Annotated in this window: 17 protein-coding genes; 10 read left to right on the top strand and 7 right to left on the bottom strand. The window is 35.3% G+C overall.

Annotation, left to right across the window (positions count from 1 at the left end; translation table 11 throughout):
• Positions 1-423, bottom strand: coding sequence for a PaaI family thioesterase (locus ABXZ36_RS07115; protein ID WP_354614815.1), 423 nt, complete (start codon positions 421-423; stop codon positions 1-3).
• 109 nt (positions 424-532) lie between these two features.
• Between ABXZ36_RS07115 and ABXZ36_RS07110 the strand changes: the two genes are divergently transcribed.
• The 5 genes from ABXZ36_RS07110 to ABXZ36_RS07090 all read left to right on the top strand — a co-directional run bounded on the left by ABXZ36_RS07110 (position 533) and on the right by ABXZ36_RS07090 (position 5,003).
• Positions 533-1,174, top strand: coding sequence for an alpha/beta hydrolase (locus tag ABXZ36_RS07110; RefSeq protein ID WP_354614814.1), 642 nt, complete (start codon positions 533-535; stop codon positions 1,172-1,174).
• Between the two features lie 407 nt (positions 1,175-1,581).
• Positions 1,582-2,289, top strand: a complete 708-nt coding sequence (locus tag ABXZ36_RS07105; RefSeq protein WP_354614813.1) for a Crp/Fnr family transcriptional regulator — start codon at positions 1,582-1,584, stop codon at positions 2,287-2,289.
• A gap of 231 nt (positions 2,290-2,520) precedes the next feature.
• A complete protein-coding gene (locus ABXZ36_RS07100; RefSeq protein ID WP_354614812.1) occupies positions 2,521-3,060 on the top strand; it encodes a hypothetical protein in 540 nt (179 codons plus the stop codon).
• 315 nt (positions 3,061-3,375) lie between these two features.
• Positions 3,376-3,903 carry a hypothetical protein gene (locus ABXZ36_RS07095; protein WP_354614811.1) on the top strand — a complete coding sequence of 176 codons (528 nt, stop codon included), beginning with the start codon at positions 3,376-3,378 and terminating at the stop codon, positions 3,901-3,903.
• A gap of 278 nt (positions 3,904-4,181) precedes the next feature.
• Positions 4,182-5,003, top strand: a complete 822-nt coding sequence (locus ABXZ36_RS07090; RefSeq protein ID WP_354614810.1) for a hypothetical protein — start codon at positions 4,182-4,184, stop codon at positions 5,001-5,003.
• Positions 5,004-5,083: 80 nt separating this feature from the next.
• On the opposite strand, the gene ABXZ36_RS07085 is transcribed toward ABXZ36_RS07090, so the two are convergent.
• Positions 5,084-6,010, bottom strand: a complete 927-nt coding sequence (locus ABXZ36_RS07085; protein WP_354614809.1) for a hypothetical protein — start codon at positions 6,008-6,010, stop codon at positions 5,084-5,086.
• 130 nt (positions 6,011-6,140) lie between these two features.
• Entirely contained in the window at positions 6,141-8,048 is a 1,908-nt protein-coding gene (gene dnaK, locus ABXZ36_RS07080) for a molecular chaperone DnaK (protein WP_354614808.1), read from the bottom strand.
• Between the two features lie 334 nt (positions 8,049-8,382).
• On the opposite strand from dnaK, the gene ABXZ36_RS07075 reads away from it, so the two are divergent.
• Positions 8,383-9,807, top strand: coding sequence for an L-serine ammonia-lyase (locus ABXZ36_RS07075; protein ID WP_354614807.1), 1,425 nt, complete (start codon positions 8,383-8,385; stop codon positions 9,805-9,807).
• A gap of 3 nt (positions 9,808-9,810) precedes the next feature.
• Here the strand turns inward: ABXZ36_RS07075 and ABXZ36_RS07070 are convergent, their stop codons facing one another.
• On the bottom strand, positions 9,811-10,263 hold the full coding sequence (locus ABXZ36_RS07070; protein WP_354614806.1) for a nuclear transport factor 2 family protein: 453 nt from the start codon (positions 10,261-10,263) through the stop codon (positions 9,811-9,813).
• A 116-nt stretch (positions 10,264-10,379) separates the two neighbouring features.
• Between ABXZ36_RS07070 and panB the strand changes: the two genes are divergently transcribed.
• Together panB and ABXZ36_RS07060 are read left to right on the top strand one after the other, a co-directional pair.
• Positions 10,380-11,198: a 3-methyl-2-oxobutanoate hydroxymethyltransferase gene (gene panB, locus ABXZ36_RS07065; RefSeq protein WP_354614805.1), complete on the top strand. Its 819-nt coding sequence runs from the start codon at positions 10,380-10,382 to the stop codon at positions 11,196-11,198.
• A 6-nt stretch (positions 11,199-11,204) separates the two neighbouring features.
• Positions 11,205-11,903 carry an RluA family pseudouridine synthase gene (locus ABXZ36_RS07060; RefSeq protein WP_354614804.1) on the top strand — a complete coding sequence of 233 codons (699 nt, stop codon included), beginning with the start codon at positions 11,205-11,207 and terminating at the stop codon, positions 11,901-11,903.
• 5 nt (positions 11,904-11,908) lie between these two features.
• On the opposite strand, the gene ABXZ36_RS07055 is transcribed toward ABXZ36_RS07060, so the two are convergent.
• Together ABXZ36_RS07055 and ABXZ36_RS07050 are read right to left on the bottom strand one after the other, a co-directional pair.
• The gene (locus ABXZ36_RS07055) at positions 11,909-12,769 is read right to left on the bottom strand and encodes a DMT family transporter (RefSeq protein ID WP_435602212.1); all 861 of its coding nucleotides are present in this window, start codon (positions 12,767-12,769) and stop codon (positions 11,909-11,911) included.
• A 6-nt stretch (positions 12,770-12,775) separates the two neighbouring features.
• On the bottom strand, positions 12,776-14,320 hold the full coding sequence (locus ABXZ36_RS07050) for a hypothetical protein (protein ID WP_354614802.1): 1,545 nt from the start codon (positions 14,318-14,320) through the stop codon (positions 12,776-12,778).
• A gap of 147 nt (positions 14,321-14,467) precedes the next feature.
• Here ABXZ36_RS07050 and ABXZ36_RS07045 point away from each other — a divergent pair, with 147 nt between their 5' ends.
• Together ABXZ36_RS07045 and leuB are read left to right on the top strand one after the other, a co-directional pair.
• Positions 14,468-15,640 carry a 2-isopropylmalate synthase gene (locus tag ABXZ36_RS07045; RefSeq protein ID WP_354614801.1) on the top strand — a complete coding sequence of 391 codons (1,173 nt, stop codon included), beginning with the start codon at positions 14,468-14,470 and terminating at the stop codon, positions 15,638-15,640.
• Positions 15,640-16,758 carry a 3-isopropylmalate dehydrogenase gene (gene leuB, locus ABXZ36_RS07040; protein ID WP_354614800.1) on the top strand — a complete coding sequence of 373 codons (1,119 nt, stop codon included), beginning with the start codon at positions 15,640-15,642 and terminating at the stop codon, positions 16,756-16,758. Before ABXZ36_RS07045 ends, leuB begins: the two co-directional genes overlap by 1 nt.
• 58 nt (positions 16,759-16,816) lie before the next feature.
• Here the strand turns inward: leuB and ABXZ36_RS07035 are convergent, their stop codons facing one another.
• Complete coding sequence (locus ABXZ36_RS07035) at positions 16,817-18,043, bottom strand: TlpA disulfide reductase family protein (RefSeq protein ID WP_354614799.1); 1,227 nt, start codon at positions 18,041-18,043, stop codon at positions 16,817-16,819.
• Between the last annotated feature and the right edge of the window lie 30 nt (positions 18,044-18,073).

Here is an 18,073-nt window from a genome sequence, read left to right as displayed (position 1 = left end):
TTACTTTTTCGGCAATGCTAAAGTGGTTAATTTACATAGTGATATTAAGTTATCGTCCTTATCAGTAATCTTAATATCCCATACTTGAGTGGTACGTCCTTTGTGCATGATAGTAGCCTTGGCGAACACATCTCCTTCTTTAATGCTTTTTACATGGTTTGCAGATATTTCAATTCCCCGAATAAAAAAATCCTGTGCATTTAAAAATATATAAGATGCGGCACTTCCAACACTCTCTGCCAAAGCCACCATTGCCCCACCATGCAATACACCGTCTGGTTGGTATACTTTTGAGGTTACAGGCATTTTACCTACCAAGAAATTTTCTCCCACATCTACATATTCAATTTCTAATGTTTCCATCAATGTATTTTTTGAGTTCTCATTGCAGATACGCAGTATTTTTTCCTTGTATTCGTTCATAATAAAGTTTTTGTGAAATTAAGGATTCTATTATGTATATGATCATTCTTATTCATTTTAAATGTTCTAAAGACACCATAAAAAGTGATTATAATTGTAAATTTAAATCATGACATCTAAAGAAAAAAAAGTAACCTACACCATTGCAAACTCTTATAGCACTTTAAACGAGCTTACGGAAAACACCAAAAGAGTTTGGATAGTATTTCATGGAATTGGCCACTTAAGCACTTATTTTCTACGTTATTTTAATGAGTTGCCGTCTGAGGAAAATTATATCGTAGCCCCTCAGGCTCAATCCAAATATTATCTTAATAATTCCTATACACATGTTGGGGCGTGTTGGTTAACAAAAAACAATACAAAGGAGGGCATTGACAATGTTCTTCATTATATAGATACCGTATATAAAAACGAAGAAATTCCTGAGCATTGTGAATTAATAGTTCTCGGTTTCTCTCAAGGAGTCTCTATAGCTGCGAGATGGGTGGCAAAAAGAAAAATAAATTGTAAGCATTTAGTGCTCTATGCAGGAAGCCTGCCACAGGAACTAACCCAATCCGATTTTTCCCATCTAGAAACGAATAGGTCAAAAGTCACGTATGTACTAGGTGATCAGGATCCATATTTGAGCGCCGAAAGAATATCACTAGAAACTATCAAAATTGAAAATGTCTTTCAAGGAAAGGCTAATAAACTATATTTTAAAGGTGGACATGATGTGAAAAAAGAAATCATCAATGCTCTTTAAACAGTCTTATCCATTTAAATTTTATATCACCTGCACAGTAGTAATCACTTTTATAATTGAACTTTTATATAATTGCTTTTTCATATTAAATTATCATCAACTAATAAGGTTTGGGTTTTTTAATTTATGTTCACCTTAAACCATGACCTATAACCTATAACCTATAGGTTGTTTATTTTCTATAAATAATTGATTCACAAATGATTAATTTGATAATTACTCAGCAGATCCTATTATTTTAAAAACTTTATTCGATTATTTTTTTGTAAATTGTGGCTCATAATTCGTGTCAGAAGATATAGAATTTATTCCTCCCACATAATTACTAAACCCAGTTATAAGCAATTTTTACTCAAGGGAATACATTGAATTTTCCTTTGTAATTTAAGTTTTAAACGGCAGAAATAATGAATATAGGATTAGAAAAATATCGCCATTATTATGAAACCTTAATAGAGAGTAGACTCTTTAATGATGTCGCGCACAATTCCCTCACCCAATTATTAGAAATTTCAACCGCTCAAAATTGGCCTAAAAAAACCTGTATCCTAGATACTAGTCACACCCAATACACATTTCATATTCTGATTTCAGGTAAAATAAAGGTGTATCACTTTGATTCTTTTAATGATCGCTTGCTTACCTTATTCCTATTAAAAGATAACGACGTCTTTGATATATTCTCCTTAATGGACTGTGGCATACATAAAGTGTATTATGAAGTTTTGGAAAATTCAGAAGTTTTAAATATTCCTGTTTCCAAAGTGAAAGAATGGATGAAAGAAAACCCCCTAGTATATAAGTCATTTTTAGCCTACACCGCTGAAAAGATAAATATTTTAGAAAGGTATATCATCAATGTTGCGCTAGAAGACATTCCAACACGTTTGGCTCGTTTATTATATAATAATATGGACAAATCTTCTATATATTTCGAAACTATACTCGGGCTTTCGCACACAGAAATTGGCGCATTAATTGGAACAACTAGAGCAGTAGTAAACCGTCACATTCAAAATTTTAAAGAGGAAGGAATATTGGAGGTCACGAGAAAAAAAATTACCATAACGAATAAAAAGCTTCTAGAAAAAAAATTAATGGTCAAAAAAGTATAACTCTATTGATTCTACCTTTTTTACCAATTTTTCATAGTGATTTACAACATAAATCCTGTTTTGCTACTTAGGTAGCATTAGTAATTGAAAGTTGGGTGTACTTTGGCTGTAGTGAATGGCTAACTATTCTTTTACTCGAAGCCCATTCCCCCCTCTTCAGGTTATAACAATACTTAGCCAAGCTACATTGGCCAATTAGTTTTGTTTATTAACCTTTAAATATATATCATCATGAAAAATGTTTTAACCGGTTTATTATTTCTGGGTCTTACCAGCCTATCCTACGCACAAGACAAGCCTGCTAACGACGTCAAGAATGCTGACGTAGAAGAAGTGAAATTAACTGGAGTTACAGTTAAAAACATGAACTCTAACTATTTGAATAAGGTCCAAGACCCTTCAACTCCGGAGAGAGTGGTACAATTGGAAAATACAGCCGCTAGATATGATCTTACCATGTCTGATATCTACGATGGCAACCATGAGGCCTATGAAGTTATCTTCGAGCAGACCAATGGACGAATTATTGCCACTTACGACAAAGATGGCCAAATCCTAACCTCTTTTGAAAAGTTTACAAATTTAACGCTTCCTGCTCCTGTAAGGAATAGTCTTTACAAAGAATATCCCGGATGGACAGTCTTCAAAGATGCATACTTGGTTTCTTATTATGAAGGCACCGATGACATTAGAAAAATATATCGGGTACAGCTTAGGAAAGAAAACCAAAAATTAAACCTGAAGTGTGATGTGGATGGCAATATATTATAGATGATGAGATGAAACTATTTCATCATTTTTTTAGACCTTTAATACTATGATGGGCGGACCAATTGTCCGCCTATTCATTTTATAAATTATCTGAGAAATAAATTAAAAAAAACGTAATTAAATTGTTAAAATAATTAGAAAAGCTACTAAAGTAGCTTAGCAAAATACATACTTAGATGTATATTAGTAATAGTAAAAGGCTAGTGATTGTTCTAAAATAAATCCACTGCCCCCCGAACATTAGGATAATACAATAATTAGTCAAGTTCTATTGACAATTTAGTTTTCATTATTAATCTTTAAAGAAAAATCATCATGAAAAATGTATTATTCGGTCTACTTTATTTAGGTCTAACCAGCCTAATCTATTCACAAGAGATTCCTACCATTATCGATTTCAAAGAAGTAAAATTAATAGGAGTTACTGTTACACCGCTAAATACTACCTATTTAAGAAAAGTTCAGGATAAAGAAACTCCAGCGATGGTCAAAAAGCTGGAAAATACTGCCGCTAGATTTGATGTGACAGAAGCAAGTATCTATGATGGGCACCATGAAGGGTATGAGGTCATCTTTAAACAAACAAGTGGAAGTATCATAGCAACATATGATAAAAACGGTAAAATCGTATCTTCTTTTGAAAGATTTACCAATCTAAACCTTCCCCCAACCATTAGAAATAATATTGCCAAAAAGTATCCCAATTGGATTGTATTTAAAGATGCCTATTTGGTTTCCTATTATGTAGATTCAAAACATGTCAAGAAAGTTTATAAAATACAGATACGAAAGGAAAATGAAAGGAAAAATTTAAGATGCACCGTTGATGGGGTAATCCTTTAAAAGGCAAAATCCAATAGATTTTCCTATCAAATATAAAGGGCTAGCGCCCTTTTTTTGCTCAATAAAGGCGTGCCAAAATAAATAAGTTCTGCTTATAAAAGCATTATGATAATTGATAAAAGCCATTAACCCTGTTTTGAGCTTGTTTAAAAAACATTAACACACTTCAAAATACCTGAGTTCACCACAATTTGTCCTGTGTTGACCACATATTTTTTCATTTTTGAAATATTATTTCCTTCTTGCAGGATTAGACATAGAAGAATAACCCCAACATTATGAACAGATCATTTCTATTATTAATTTCATTTCTTTTTTTGAATACTCCAATATTTGCAAATTGTGGTGAAGCCTACTCCACGGCAACCTATGCCTTAAGTCACACTAAAAAATCATTGGAATCCAATAATTTTGACCATCAGAGGTACTACGCGGACAGAGCCATTGACGCATTGGAGAAAACAAAAGGATTAGCTGAAAATTGTGGTTGCGAAAATTCTATGGACTTTATACTTAATGGGCTCGTAGATTTAAAAAAATCTGCTGATCCAGAAGATTGGGATAAAGGAAGGTATTTTGCAAAAAAAGCTTATGAGGAATTACAATCCTTAATAAATGCTTTTGATGTTTGTACCAGTTCAACCCCTAGTGTAGCCTATAATATGGGAGATATCGCTATAGCAGATACTTCATCCAATGCAATCCAAATAGAAAAAAATGGCTTAAAAGAACAGCAACAACAATTAGAACAGCAACAACAACAGTTATTGGAGCAACAACGAATGTTACAAGGAAAAATAGAAAAGCAAAAACTTTTAGGTCTTGAAATGCAGCGTGCAAGAGAACTGGAATATGAAGAGCAACTGAAACTTAAAAGAATGGTGGAGATTTCGCTTATGGAATATGGAACCAAATTCAAAGATATCATAACTGTTTTTAACTGTTCCAACAAAGAAGCCTACATAAATTGGAATGTAACGCGAGATGAATCAGTATTGAGGAGTGAGACATTGGAAACTACAAGAAAATTCTATATAGATCAAGCTTTAACGTTGCAAAAACAAGCGGTAGAAGTCCTTACTAAATGTATTAAGCAATAAAAGAAAGGTACAGCGAAAAAACAAAAAGGGCTGTGCAGTTGCACAGCCCTTTTTGTTAAACTATTAAATTTTACCTAGGATCATTTTGGACTAAAATATTGAATCTTTCTTGTAATATAGGTGTTATCTGGGGTTACTATTTGCTTAACCCAGTTACCGCTTGCGGTATTATCAAATTGATAAATATACTTTTTTAAGGATATACCCTGACCTATTTTTGTTCGTAATTCTAGCAACATGCCGGCTTCGGTATAGGTATACGTTTTTGTTTCCTTTAGTAATAATTTATTCGCTTTTTTGTCATAGACGAAATTGGTCTCTATTATAAGCTTGTCTTTTGCATTAAAGATTTCTTCCTTGGCTGTGTTGGGTTCTCCGTCCAAAAAATCTGTAACTAGCTTAACTTTCCTTTTGGTATTTGTTTTAGATTTTGTTTCCGTTATCCTTATTGTTTTCAGCAATACTGTATTTAAAAAATAAGAAGAGGTTAGCTCTCCTTCAACGTTTATATGCTTTACCAACGTTTCATCTATACCATCATTATTGATTCTTATTATCTTCACTAATTGATCATCCTTATCATAAAAATATTCATACTGATCCAGAAATTCCTTATTGTAGGAAATTATTTTTTCTGTTATTTTTTTATTTTCGGTGGTATCTATGGAATAAATATTTGCTATGGAAGTATTTCTATCGAAAACACCATCCCTATAATTTTCAAATCGTTTTTCTTTTAGTTGTCCATTGGTATATTTATAGAGGGTAATATCGTAATCATCATAGTTATAACGGGTAATAGATTGGGTAAGTAGACCATCTTGATTAAATTGATACTCCTCTTTTCCATAATCAGTTACTACCAAACAGGATTTCACCGGTCCTTTAAGGTCGAAATCTGTATACTTAAAAATAGTAATCTCTTGGGAACATAAGGAATAGGCATTCAACAGCATTGTAAACCCAATTAATACCCCCAAAAAGATTGATTTGTAATTTTGTGACATAGGTCAAAATTAGTCGATATTATACCAAAATAAAAAGAAAAGAAGATCAAATAAAAAAGGGGCGAATTGCTTCGCCCCTTTTCTTTTAAAAGTGAATTGATTTTAAAATCAACATACCTATTTGTATTATTTATTTTACTTCTTCGAAGTCAACATCTTCTACATTATCGCCTTCTTTGGCTTCTGCATCTGCACTTGCTTCACCATTAGGTGAAGTGCCTTCTTGTTGTCCTTCTGCTTGTGCCTTGTACATTTCTTCAGAGGCTACTTTCCATGCTTCATTTATTTTATCCAAAGCTGGAGTGATCATGGCTAAATCCTTGGCTTCGTGCGCCTTTTTCAATTCTTCTAAAGCATCTTCAATTGGTTTCTTTTTATCATCAGATAATTTTTCACCAAATTCTTTCAATTGCTTTTCAGTTTGGAAGATCATTCCATCTGCTTCATTCAACTTATCAGCAGTTTCCTTAGCTTTTTTGTCTGATTCAGCATTGGCTTCCGCTTCAGCTTTCATCTTCTTGATTTCTTCTTCAGTCAAGCCAGAAGAAGCCTCGATCCGGATATCTTGCGATTTGTTAGTAGCTTTATCTGTAGCCGATACTTTAATGATACCATTGGCATCTATATCAAAAGTAACTTCAATCTGAGGTGTTCCTCTTTGTGCTGGTGGAATACCGTCCAAATGGAATCTTCCGATTGTTTTATTGTCCGTTGCCATTGGTCTTTCTCCCTGTAGTACATGAATTTCTACAGAAGGCTGATTATCTGCCGCTGTTGAGAAAACCTGTGACTTTTTGGTAGGAATAGTTGTGTTAGACTCAATCAACTTGGTCAATACACCTCCCATAGTCTCTATACCCAAAGACAATGGTGTTACATCCAATAAAAGTACATCTTTAACATCTCCTGTTAATACACCACCTTGAATTGCGGCTCCTACGGCAACAACTTCGTCAGGATTAACACCTTTCGATGGTTTTTTTCCGAAGAACTTTTCCACAGCTTCCTGAACAGCGGGTATTCTTGTAGAACCACCCACCAAGATAATTTCATCGATATCGCTTTTAGATAAACCAGCCGCTTTTAGGGCGTTTTCGCAAGGGGCTATAGTTCTTTTTACTAAATCATCTATCAATTGCTCGAATTTAGCTCTAGACATCGTACGAACCAAATGCTTTGGTCCAGAAGCAGTAGCTGTCACATACGGTAAGTTTATTTCTGTTTGGGCAGAAGAAGATAATTCTATCTTAGCTTTCTCTGCAGCCTCACGTAAACGTTGTAAAGCCATAGCGTCTTTACGCAAATCTATTCCTTCTTCTTTATTGAATTCGTCTGCCAACCAATCAATAATTTTTTGGTCAACATCATCACCTCCAAGGTGTGTATCACCATCTGTTGAAAGTACCTCGAATACGCCATCTCCCAATTCTAATACAGAAACATCATGTGTACCACCACCGAAGTCGAATACAACAATTTTCTGCTCTTTATCTTTTTTATCCAAACCATAAGCTAAAGATGCAGCTGTTGGCTCATTGATAATACGTTCTACCGTAAGACCAGCAATCTCACCAGCTTCCTTCGTTGCCTGTCTTTGAGCATCGTTAAAGTAAGCAGGAACAGTAATTACCGCTCTTGTTACTGTCTGCCCCAAGTAGTCTTCTGCTGTTTTCTTCATTTTCTGAAGAATCATAGCGGATAATTCTTGTGGAGAATACAAACGTCCATCAATATCAACTCTTGGTGTATCGTTATCTCCCTTAACCACTTTATAAGGTACTCTTCCTGCCTCCTTACTGGATTCAGAATATTTATTCCCCATAAATCTCTTAATAGAGTAAATGGTTTTAGTTGGGTTTGTAATCGCCTGACGTTTTGCAGGGTCACCTACCTTAATTTCTCCGCCTTCTACGAAAGCAATAACGGATGGGGTTGTTCTTTTTCCTTCTGCATTTGGGATAACTACAGGCTCGTTACCTTCCATTACGGAAACGCAAGAGTTGGTGGTTCCCAAATCGATTCCAATAATCTTACTCATGTTTATGTTTTTATTGTGTTGAAAATTCCTTTTTATTTCATAGCTAGAGGACAATGATTATGCCATGAAAAAAAATATGACAAGGTGTCAGATTACGGTAAAGCAGAGTGACATCAAAGGCCTTTAATTGTACTTTGCACGTGCACTTTTGAATATATGGCATATATAGCGCGCTGAACACGGGGCATTAACCCCATTAAGAACAATAATCGTATTTTACTGATTCAACCTAACTTATATAAGTCTATGAAGCTTTAATTGTAATTAACCAATTTCTCATTCATTTTTGTCTTAGAGAAACATATATTTGTTGTCAACTTAATCGATTGCGTAAATGGAATGTATTAGCACCTTCGACATGCTTAAAATAGGTATTGGTCCGTCTAGCTCCCACACTCTTGGGCCTTGGCGGGCGGCAGAAAGATGGATAAAAGAATTGAAAGAGGATGGCTTTTTTGACCACATTGCTTCCATCAAGGTTCATATCTACGGTTCTTTGTCGTTAACAGGAAAAGGACATGCAACAGATTTAGCCATTATGCTGGGCTTAACGGGTGCCGACCCAGAGTATATTCCCATTGAAGATATAGGTGGTATTGTTGAGGAAATAAAATCTACTGGGATTTTGAACCTTAATAGCGAAAAGGAAATTTCTTTTGACGCAAAGCAGGATATTGTTTTTGAAAAGCAATTTTTACCTTTCCATGCCAATGGTATGTTATTTTCAGCCACATTAAGCTCAGGGGAAAAAATTGAAGAAACCTACTATTCCATTGGTGGAGGATTTGTAGTTAAAGAAGAACGAGAAAATGCCAAACAAAATTTAAAGGTATTTAAAACCTTTCCTTTTCCGGTAATCAAGGGAACAGAGCTTCTAGCCTTTTGTAAACAGGAAAAGAAGTCCATTTCAGAATTGGTTTTGGAAAATGAAAGGTCGTTACGAACAGATGCTGAAATAGATAGGGAATTACAGCGCATTTGGGATACCATGCTAGAATGCATGTACATAGGGTGCCATACCGAAGGACATTTACCCGGTGGCTTAAATGTGAGACGCCGTGCCTTTGACATTTGCCAAAGCTTAAAAGGAGAAATATCATATTCTACTCCTCAAGAATGGTTAGAAACTATCCGGCAGACCGAAGTTAAATTTAGACAAATTTTAAAATGGGTAAGCTGTTTTGCCTTGAGCGTAAATGAAGTAAATGCCTCCCTAGGCAGAGTAGTAACCGCACCTACCAATGGAAGTGCAGGAGTAATACCAGCCGTATTAATGTACTATTTGGTCATTGAAAACCACAATGCCACCTTTGAACATGTAAAAAAGTTTTTAATGATTGCTGGGGAAATAGGTAGTATTTTCAAAAAAGGGGCTACCATTTCCGCTGCTATGGGTGGCTGTCAGGCAGAAATAGGTGTTTCTTCAGCTATGGCTGCTGGAGCGCTCACAGAATTAATGGGAGGTACTCCCGAACAAGCATTGATGGCTGCAGAAATTGCAATGGAACATCATTTAGGTCTTACTTGTGATCCCATTGGAGGTTTGGTTCAAATTCCCTGTATTGAACGAAATTCTATGGGAGCCATTAAAGCAATAAATGCCGCTGAATTGGCAATGGACTCTAACCCTGAAAATGCAAAGGTTCCTTTGGATAAGGTGGTGAACACCATGTGGGAAACGGCCAAGGATATGAGCTCCAAATACAAGGAGACCTCTGAAGGTGGCTTGGCTGTGGGTGTTTATTTAAGTGATTGTTGATTTTTATTTACAATCTGACTTTCGTCTTGTGTCTATAAGATAAATGATCTTCCAGGTATTTGACGTCTTTAACAATTGAAAGGAATTTACCCCGCAATGGCTAAAGGCATCATTTAACCAAAATTCGTATGGTGTCCAGGCATTGGCCATGGCGCCATCAATTTGAATGTTAAAAGATAAAAGTTTTTCGTTAAACATTGTGGTTGCTGGTATACTTACTATGTGCTTCAAAAAATCACTATAATTTTCAGAACGAACAAAGGTACTATCTTGTTTAGTAGCAATCGTTTGAATGATCACTTGATCCGAAACCACACTTTTTAATACTAAAGAATCTTGTTCATGAAACCCTTTAAAGAATGTTTCAATGGTTTGCTTTACAGCAATCTCTTCCAAAGATTGGGCTTTAATACTTAAAACAAATAAACAAAAGCAGAAACAGATTACTATTCTCATTTTTTGATTTTTAAAGCCCTATTTGTAAAATACGGTAATTTTTTTTAAGTCGAAACTAAGAATCCTTTAAAGTTTTAAACAAAACTCCTTACTTTTATGAACTTAAACCAAAATTCATGTCAGTAGCCAAAAAAGAATACAAAAGGGTAACCGTAAAATCCTTGATAGAAATGAAAAGGAATGGTGAACGAATATCCATGTTGACTTCCTATGATTTTTCTATGGCGAAAATTGTTGATGATGCCAATGTGGATGTCATTTTGGTTGGGGACTCAGCTAGTAATGTGATGGCCGGTCATGAAACTACCCTACCTATAACTCTAGATCAAATGATCTATCACGCCTCTTCCGTCATTCGTGCTGTAAAAAGGGCGCTTGTTGTTGTTGACATTCCATTTGGAAGCTATCAGAGTGATCCTAAGGAAGCCTTGCGCTCTGCCATTAGAATAATGAAGGAAAGCGGAGCACATGCCGTGAAGGTTGAGGGAGGAATGGAAATAAAGGAGTCTGTGAAAAGAATTCTCAATGCCGGTATTCCCGTAATGGGACATTTAGGTCTTACGCCACAGTCCATCTACAAGTTTGGAACCTATACCGTCAGGGCTAAAGAAGAAGAGGAAGCCCAAAAACTTTTAGATGATGCCAAATTGTTAGAGAAATTAGGATGTTTTGCCATTGTCCTAGAAAAAATACCTGCAGAATTGGCCAAGAAAGTCGCCGAGAGCATTCATATTCCAGTGATAGGCATAGGCGCAGGAAATGGAGTGGATGGACAAGTATTGGTGGTCCATGATCTTTTGGGAATAACTCAGGAATTTAATCCCCGATTTTTAAGACGTTATATGAATTTATACGAAGAAATGGGAAATGCCATTTCTAGATATGTAGTGGACGTGAAAAGCAGGGATTTTCCTAACGAAGACGAACAGTATTAATTGATTTTGGAAGATAAAATAATTTCTACACCAAAAAACCTTCAAGTCCTATACGAGGACAATCATCTTATAGCCATTAATAAAAGGCCAGGAGATATTGTTCAAGGTGATAAAACAGGTGATGCCCCATTAAGTGAGGTGGTCAAGGAATACATTAAAGAAAAATACAACAAGCCTGGAAATGTATATTTAGGGGTTGCCCATAGACTAGATAGGCCAACGTCGGGGATTGTAGTTTTTGCAAAATCATCAAAAGCCTTACCGCGACTTAATAAATTATTTGCTGAAAAGGATGCCAAGAAAACCTATTGGGCGGTTGTAAAGAACGCTCCAGAAAACACCTCCGCCACCCTTACTCATTGGTTAAAAAGGAATACCAAACAGAACAAATCATACGCACATAAAAATGAGGTGCCAGATAGCAAAAAAGCTATTTTGGACTATACCTTGGTAAAAAAATTAGACAATTATTTTTTGTTGGAAATTGATTTAAAAACGGGTAGGCACCATCAGATACGCGCACAATTAAATGCGCTGGGATGTCCAATCAAAGGAGATCTAAAATATGGTTTTGATCGCAGCAATAAAGATGGCAGTATCCATTTGCACGCTAGGAGCCTATCATTTATTCATCCCGTAAAAAAGGAAATGCTCAAGTTAGTTGCCCCTCCCCCTGATGAATCCATTTGGAATGCTTGCCTTTAATGGTTTTATCTATAGGTCCTAACACTTTCTATGACCACGGAACCCAAGATTAATACCCCGCCGAAAATGGTCATTATAGAAGGTATTTCTGCCAAAAAAATTGCTCCAATTATAATTCCATAAACAGGTTGTACACTACTTATAATGCTAGCGGTTGTTATGGAGAAATATTTAAAACTATTCAAAAATAAGGTATGTCCAATGGCAGTAGTTACCAAGGCAAGTGTTAATAGTCCCTTCCATTGATTTGAAACCCCATCGGTTTCAAAAAAGAAAAATGCAGGAAATAACAACCCTCCTACAATTACCATTTGATAACACATAAGTGCAGATCCATTATAATTTTTTACCCTAGCCTTTAGCACTAGGTTTCTCAAGGCATAAAAAAGGGCAGATAAAACCCCTACTCCAACGGCAAGTGCATAGGAATTTCCCATTTCAAACTTAGGAACTAAAAAATAAATTCCAGCCAAAACCATTATGCCCAATAAAAGGTGAATTTTTAAAAATTTAGTTTTTAATAAGATAGGCTCTAATAGGGAAGTAATTACTGGGTAGGTAAAAAGGGACAGCATCCCAATAGCAACATTAGACAATTTTAAGGCATAGAAATAAGTAAGCCAATGTAACCCCATAAATATCCCACTCATTAAAATGGGGAGCCAATCTTTTTTTTTGATGTCTAGGGATATACCTTTCCATTTACAAAAAAAATATAAAATAAAAAACGCCAAAATAGCTCTAGACGCAATAGTAATTGGCACAGGTAATTGTATAAACCTGCCTAAAGCCCCAGAGGTGCTCACAAAGAGCATCGCTAAATTAATTTCGAGCAAGTGGGCGATGTGTGGATTCTTTGAACTCAAATTCACTTATCTAGTTACAGCCAAGGCCTTTTCTCTAATTATTTGGGCCACAGGTCTATTTTCCAAATGGCTTTGTAACCAAGAAAGAATATCTAAATACAAAAATGCCCTTTTCTCAAATGGATGGTCCTCATATTTCCTAAGCTCATTATAAAGTTTTTGGAATTCATCTTTTAGCTCGTGTGGATAGATATTACCCAAGTTTCTTAAGAATTTGATCATTTCTTTTTGTACCGCATGTAGATCATTCATCTTTAATAAAAACTTATAGGTACTCTTTAATTGTACTTCAAGATGATAATCCATTCCCGCCTCATAATGGGCTACAAGACTAAGAACTCTCGCGAAGCACATAAGATCTTCACGCATTTTAAGGTTTTTGTTATTAATTATTTTTTTAAGGTATTGAATACAGGTCTTATTATCACCAATACTAAAATATAAACAGGCAATCTTATAGTAAAAGACCATGGCATGGTGCTCATCTATTCGCTCTTTATGTTTATTGATGCCATATTCAATTATTTTCACCAAATACAATCCTTTTTCAAAGGTTCCCTCCATAAAATGAAGGTTCAACTTATTGGAATTAATATAAAGAAAGGCCAGAGAAGAAATATTATCGTTTTTCGGAAACTCTTCACGATTAACCATAGCCTCCAATTTTTCCAAGGTTTCCTTAAATTGTGAACTGTATTTTACATAGAACAAAGATTCTAGAAGATAGTGATTGCCTTTTAAAAAGAAAACAGGGTTCAAATGGATCATCTCTCTATTTTCATAAAATAGATCTACCCATTTGCTAGAATATTTATAGCAGGAAAGAAAATCCTGTATCAAAAAACTATACCATAAATACGCTTTGTAAAGCCAAAGTTTTTCCCTAAATCCGAGGTCCTCCATGTGGTACTCAGGCAAATGTTCATCAAAATACTTTTTTACCTTCTTTATTTCTTCATCACTTTTAACGTATCCAACTTTTAACATCATCCCGTACAATTGTAAAGATAAGTTAGACAGCTTACTAGTGATTACATTTAGCTCAGAAAGCCTTTTGGCCTGCATAGACAATTCGTCCGCCCTATCAGGTATGCTTCGTGTAATATATTGTGTTTCAATAATTTTTTCTAGCTCCACAATTTCATAGGCAATATTCTTCTCTTCGTTCTCTATTGCAGTACTTTTGGCCTTATCGAGAATTTTTAAGCTTTGTTTATATAATCCTTTTTGATACAAAATAGTTGCAAAATCAAGTTGTTCACGAATCTGGACCCGTATATTTTGATTGACTGGATTTAATCGTAAACTAACCAATATTTGCTTATAGAGATGTGCCTTAAGATTAGATAACTGGGTTTTTTTAACAATTCCACTATGTAATATTGCCTTTTCATCATAATCCTTCATCTTATCCAGTAGATTGAATAAGGCTAAAAACTTGGCATCAGTATTAACCCCCAATCTGCCCACGTAAAGCTTAAATTGACGCTTTTCTGACTTGGAAAGTGATTTTACCAACACGAACAAAGCATCTTTATGTGCAGTTGTCATCGTAATAATTATTATTTAATTAACTGTAAATCAGAGTTTTATGTATATCGAAAAGTAACTTAACGTTGTAAATGATTTTTTAGGCTCTAACCAATTGGTTAAGGTAGCCATATATTCGTACGGCTTACCTAAAATTACACAAATATAATGAGTAAAGATAAAATACAAATATTTGATACGACACTAAGAGATGGAGAACAAGTTCCGGGATGTAAATTGGATACAAAACAAAAACTTGTTATAGCTGAGCGTTTGGATGAATTAGGTGTAGACGTTATTGAAGCAGGCTTTCCAATTTCTAGCCCTGGAGATTTTAATTCTGTAAGTGAAATTTCAAAATTAGTACAAAATGCTACTGTTTGTGGACTAACAAGAGCAGTAAAAAAAGATATTGAAGTAGCCGCTGAGGCGCTTAAATACGCGAAAAAACCAAGAATCCATACAGGAATCGGTACCTCAGATTTCCATATCAAATACAAGTTTAATTCAAACAGGGAGGCTATAATTGAACGGGCTGTAGATGCCGTGAAATATGCAAAAACATTTGTTGAGGACATAGAATTTTACGCAGAAGATGCAGGAAGAACTGATAATGACTTTTTAGCAAGAATTTGCGAGGAAGTTATAAAAGCCGGAGCTACCGTTCTAAATATTCCAGATACAACAGGATATTGCCTTCCCGAAGAATATGGAGCAAAAATTAAGTATCTTAGGGATAATGTTACTGGCATCCATAAAGCCATATTATCCTGTCACTGTCATAATGACCTCGGATTGGCAACAGCGAACTCCATTGCTGGAGTAATCAATGGTGCAAGACAAATTGAATGTACCATTAACGGTGTTGGTGAAAGAGCTGGTAATACTTCTTTGGAAGAAGTGGTTATGATATTAAGACAGCATCCTTACTTGAACTTGGATACAAATATCAATAGTAAATTATTATATGACACGAGTTTAATGGTTTCTCAAAAAATGGGAATGCCCGTACAACCCAACAAAGCAATAGTTGGTTCCAATGCGTTTGCGCATAGTTCTGGTATTCATCAAGATGGCGTTATAAAAAATAGGGAGACTTATGAAATAATGAACCCAGAAGATGTAGGAGTCACTGAATCTTCTATAGTACTTACCGCTAGAAGTGGTAGAGCAGCATTGGCCTATCGATCAAAAAAGGTTGGTTATGAACTTACAAAAGTTCAATTAGATGTCATCTATGAGGATTTTCTAAAATACGCAGATATCAAAAAAGAAATTATGGATGAAGATATTCATGAAATTATCCAATCCAGTTCAATTAATATAGAAAAGGTAGCTTAATGAACCTAAATATAACACTATTACCAGGGGATGGTATTGGTCCTGAAGTATTGGCACAAGCAGTAAAATGTCTTAGAGCTGTAGAAGAAACTTTTAACCACAATTTTTCGTACATCGAAGCCTCCATTGGGGCTGTGGCAATGGATCAGACAGGAAGTCCCTTACCGGAGGAAACATTGGAGATTTGCAAGGCTTCAGATGCCATTCTTTTTGGAACCATTGGGACCTTAAAATATGATGACAATCCATATGCAAAAGTAAGACCCGAGCAGGGTCTATTGCAACTGCGTAAGGAGTTGAATCTTTTTTCTAGTATAAGACCCGTGAAAATATTTCCCACCCTTTTAGAAAAATCTCCTCTAAAAAAGGAAATTATTTTAGGGACAGATTTTGTAATCTACAGGGAGCTTACTGGAGGAATCTATTTCGGCGAAAAAAAATTAAGTGCTGATGGCACGGTAGCTTCAGACCTTTGTGAATATTCAGAAAAAGAAATAAGCAGAATAACACATTTAGCGTTCAAGGCTGCAAAAAATAGAATGCAAAAACTAACTGTAGTCGATAAGGCCAATGTCTTGGAGACCTCTAGACTATGGCGCAGGGTGGTTTCTAAAATAGGAGAAAGTTATCCTGAGGTTGCTTTGGAATTTCTTTTGGCCGATAACGCAGCTATGCAAATTATGTTAAATCCAAAACAGTTCGATGTCATACTAACCGACAACCTTTTTGGGGATATTCTTTCCGATCAGAGCAGCGCCATATGCGGTTCTAAAGGACTATTGCCCTCGGCTTCGATAGGAAACGATTACGCTATGTTTGAACCATTCCACGGCTCGTTTACACAAGCAAAGGGGAAAAACATAGCAAACCCCATTGCCTCAATATTATCAGCAGTAATGCTATTGAATCATTTTGGCTTAAATGAGGAAGCACAGGCTATTATTGTTGCAGTTGATAAGGCCTTAAGAAAAAACATATCCACCAAGGATATCAATCCTTCCAGTACTTATGGTACTAGTCAGGTAGGTGATTTTATATCCCAAAATATAATTGATTCAGAAGATGACTTCAATTTCAACTATGAAAATATTGGGCTTGGAAAGTCGACTATCATATAAATAAAGTATCTAATTCCAAAATAACAAAAAGCCTTTTCAGTTTTGAAAAGGCTTTTTGTTATTCTTTTAAAAGTCCTCCAATAAATACCCGAAAATCGGCATCAAATTGATCATATTTTTCTCCCGTTGCAGGGCCATTGAAACCTGTACTGATCTTTCTAACCGCTCCTGTTTTATCTAAAAAGATAGTCGTAGGATATGAAAGAATATGGTTTAGCATTGGAAGTTTTTCCTGAGCCAAATCCTTGTCTGATGAACCGTATTGTGCCAGAAGTACGGGGTAAGATATTCCTATACGCTCCTTTAACCTATTAATTGCCTTAAAAGCAGCTTCTTCCGTTTTTGCGTATTCAAAAGATAATGCCACTATTTCCAAGTCCTCATTTCTTTGTTCCTTTAAAAAATTCACCAAATATTTGGTTTCGTCCAAACAATTAGGGCACCAAGTCCCCATAATTTGAACAATGACCACCTTATCCTTAAACAATTCATCTTCTAATGAAACCATGTTTCCTTTGGAATCTGCAAAGGAGAAAGAAAGTTTTTCATATCCTTCCTTAATAAATGTCAAAGAATCCTCATCTGGCAATTCATATGTTGCATTCCTTTTTGCGACGAACGGTTCTTTAAAATGGTTCCCAGAATAGAAGGTGCCATTTAATGTGCTATCTGTAACCTTAGCCATAAATAAAAAAACGTGGGCCCCATCAAAAGTTGATAATTTAAGAGAGTCCCCATCCATAACCCCCTCCAAAAAACGATAATCACCCGTGGTGGTCCTAAATGTACCTACTACCCTATCCTCTCCTGTTTGAGTGAACACACCTTTACCCATATAACTATCGGTAGTATTTGGACTAAATTCCGATTCCCAAACACCACTTACATTTAGTTCAGGAGACACTTTTACGTCAAATCGCTTCTCAATACCATAGGTTGCCTTAAAGGAGACACTACGATCCATACTTTCTTGTATAAAATCTCCAATAATCTCAGACTCTGAAAATACCCCATAGATATAGCCTTCGAAAGCAGGCATTTTTATCATGATAGAATCATTATTAGTAGTAATTTCATCTATAAATAAAACTTCTTCAGCATTAAACGATTCCATAATATAATCACCTTGGGCTGACTTACTTATTTTGAAATTAAAAGGAAGCGTTTGATTGTCCATCAATTTTATTTCACCCAACCAAATACCCTCTTTTAGAGAAGGAGATTCCAAATTTTTACAGGAGGTAATAATTAAAAATAATGCGATTAATAATGCGATTTTTTTCATAAGTATAAGCTATCGTTTCAATGTCGAAAT

The sequence above is a fragment of the Sediminicola arcticus genome, assembly GCF_040566695.1.
GTDB lineage: Bacteria > Bacteroidota > Bacteroidia > Flavobacteriales > Flavobacteriaceae > Sediminicola > Sediminicola arcticus.
Note: the sequence above shows the minus strand (reverse complement) of the source record. Positions and strands in the feature narration are given on the sequence as shown.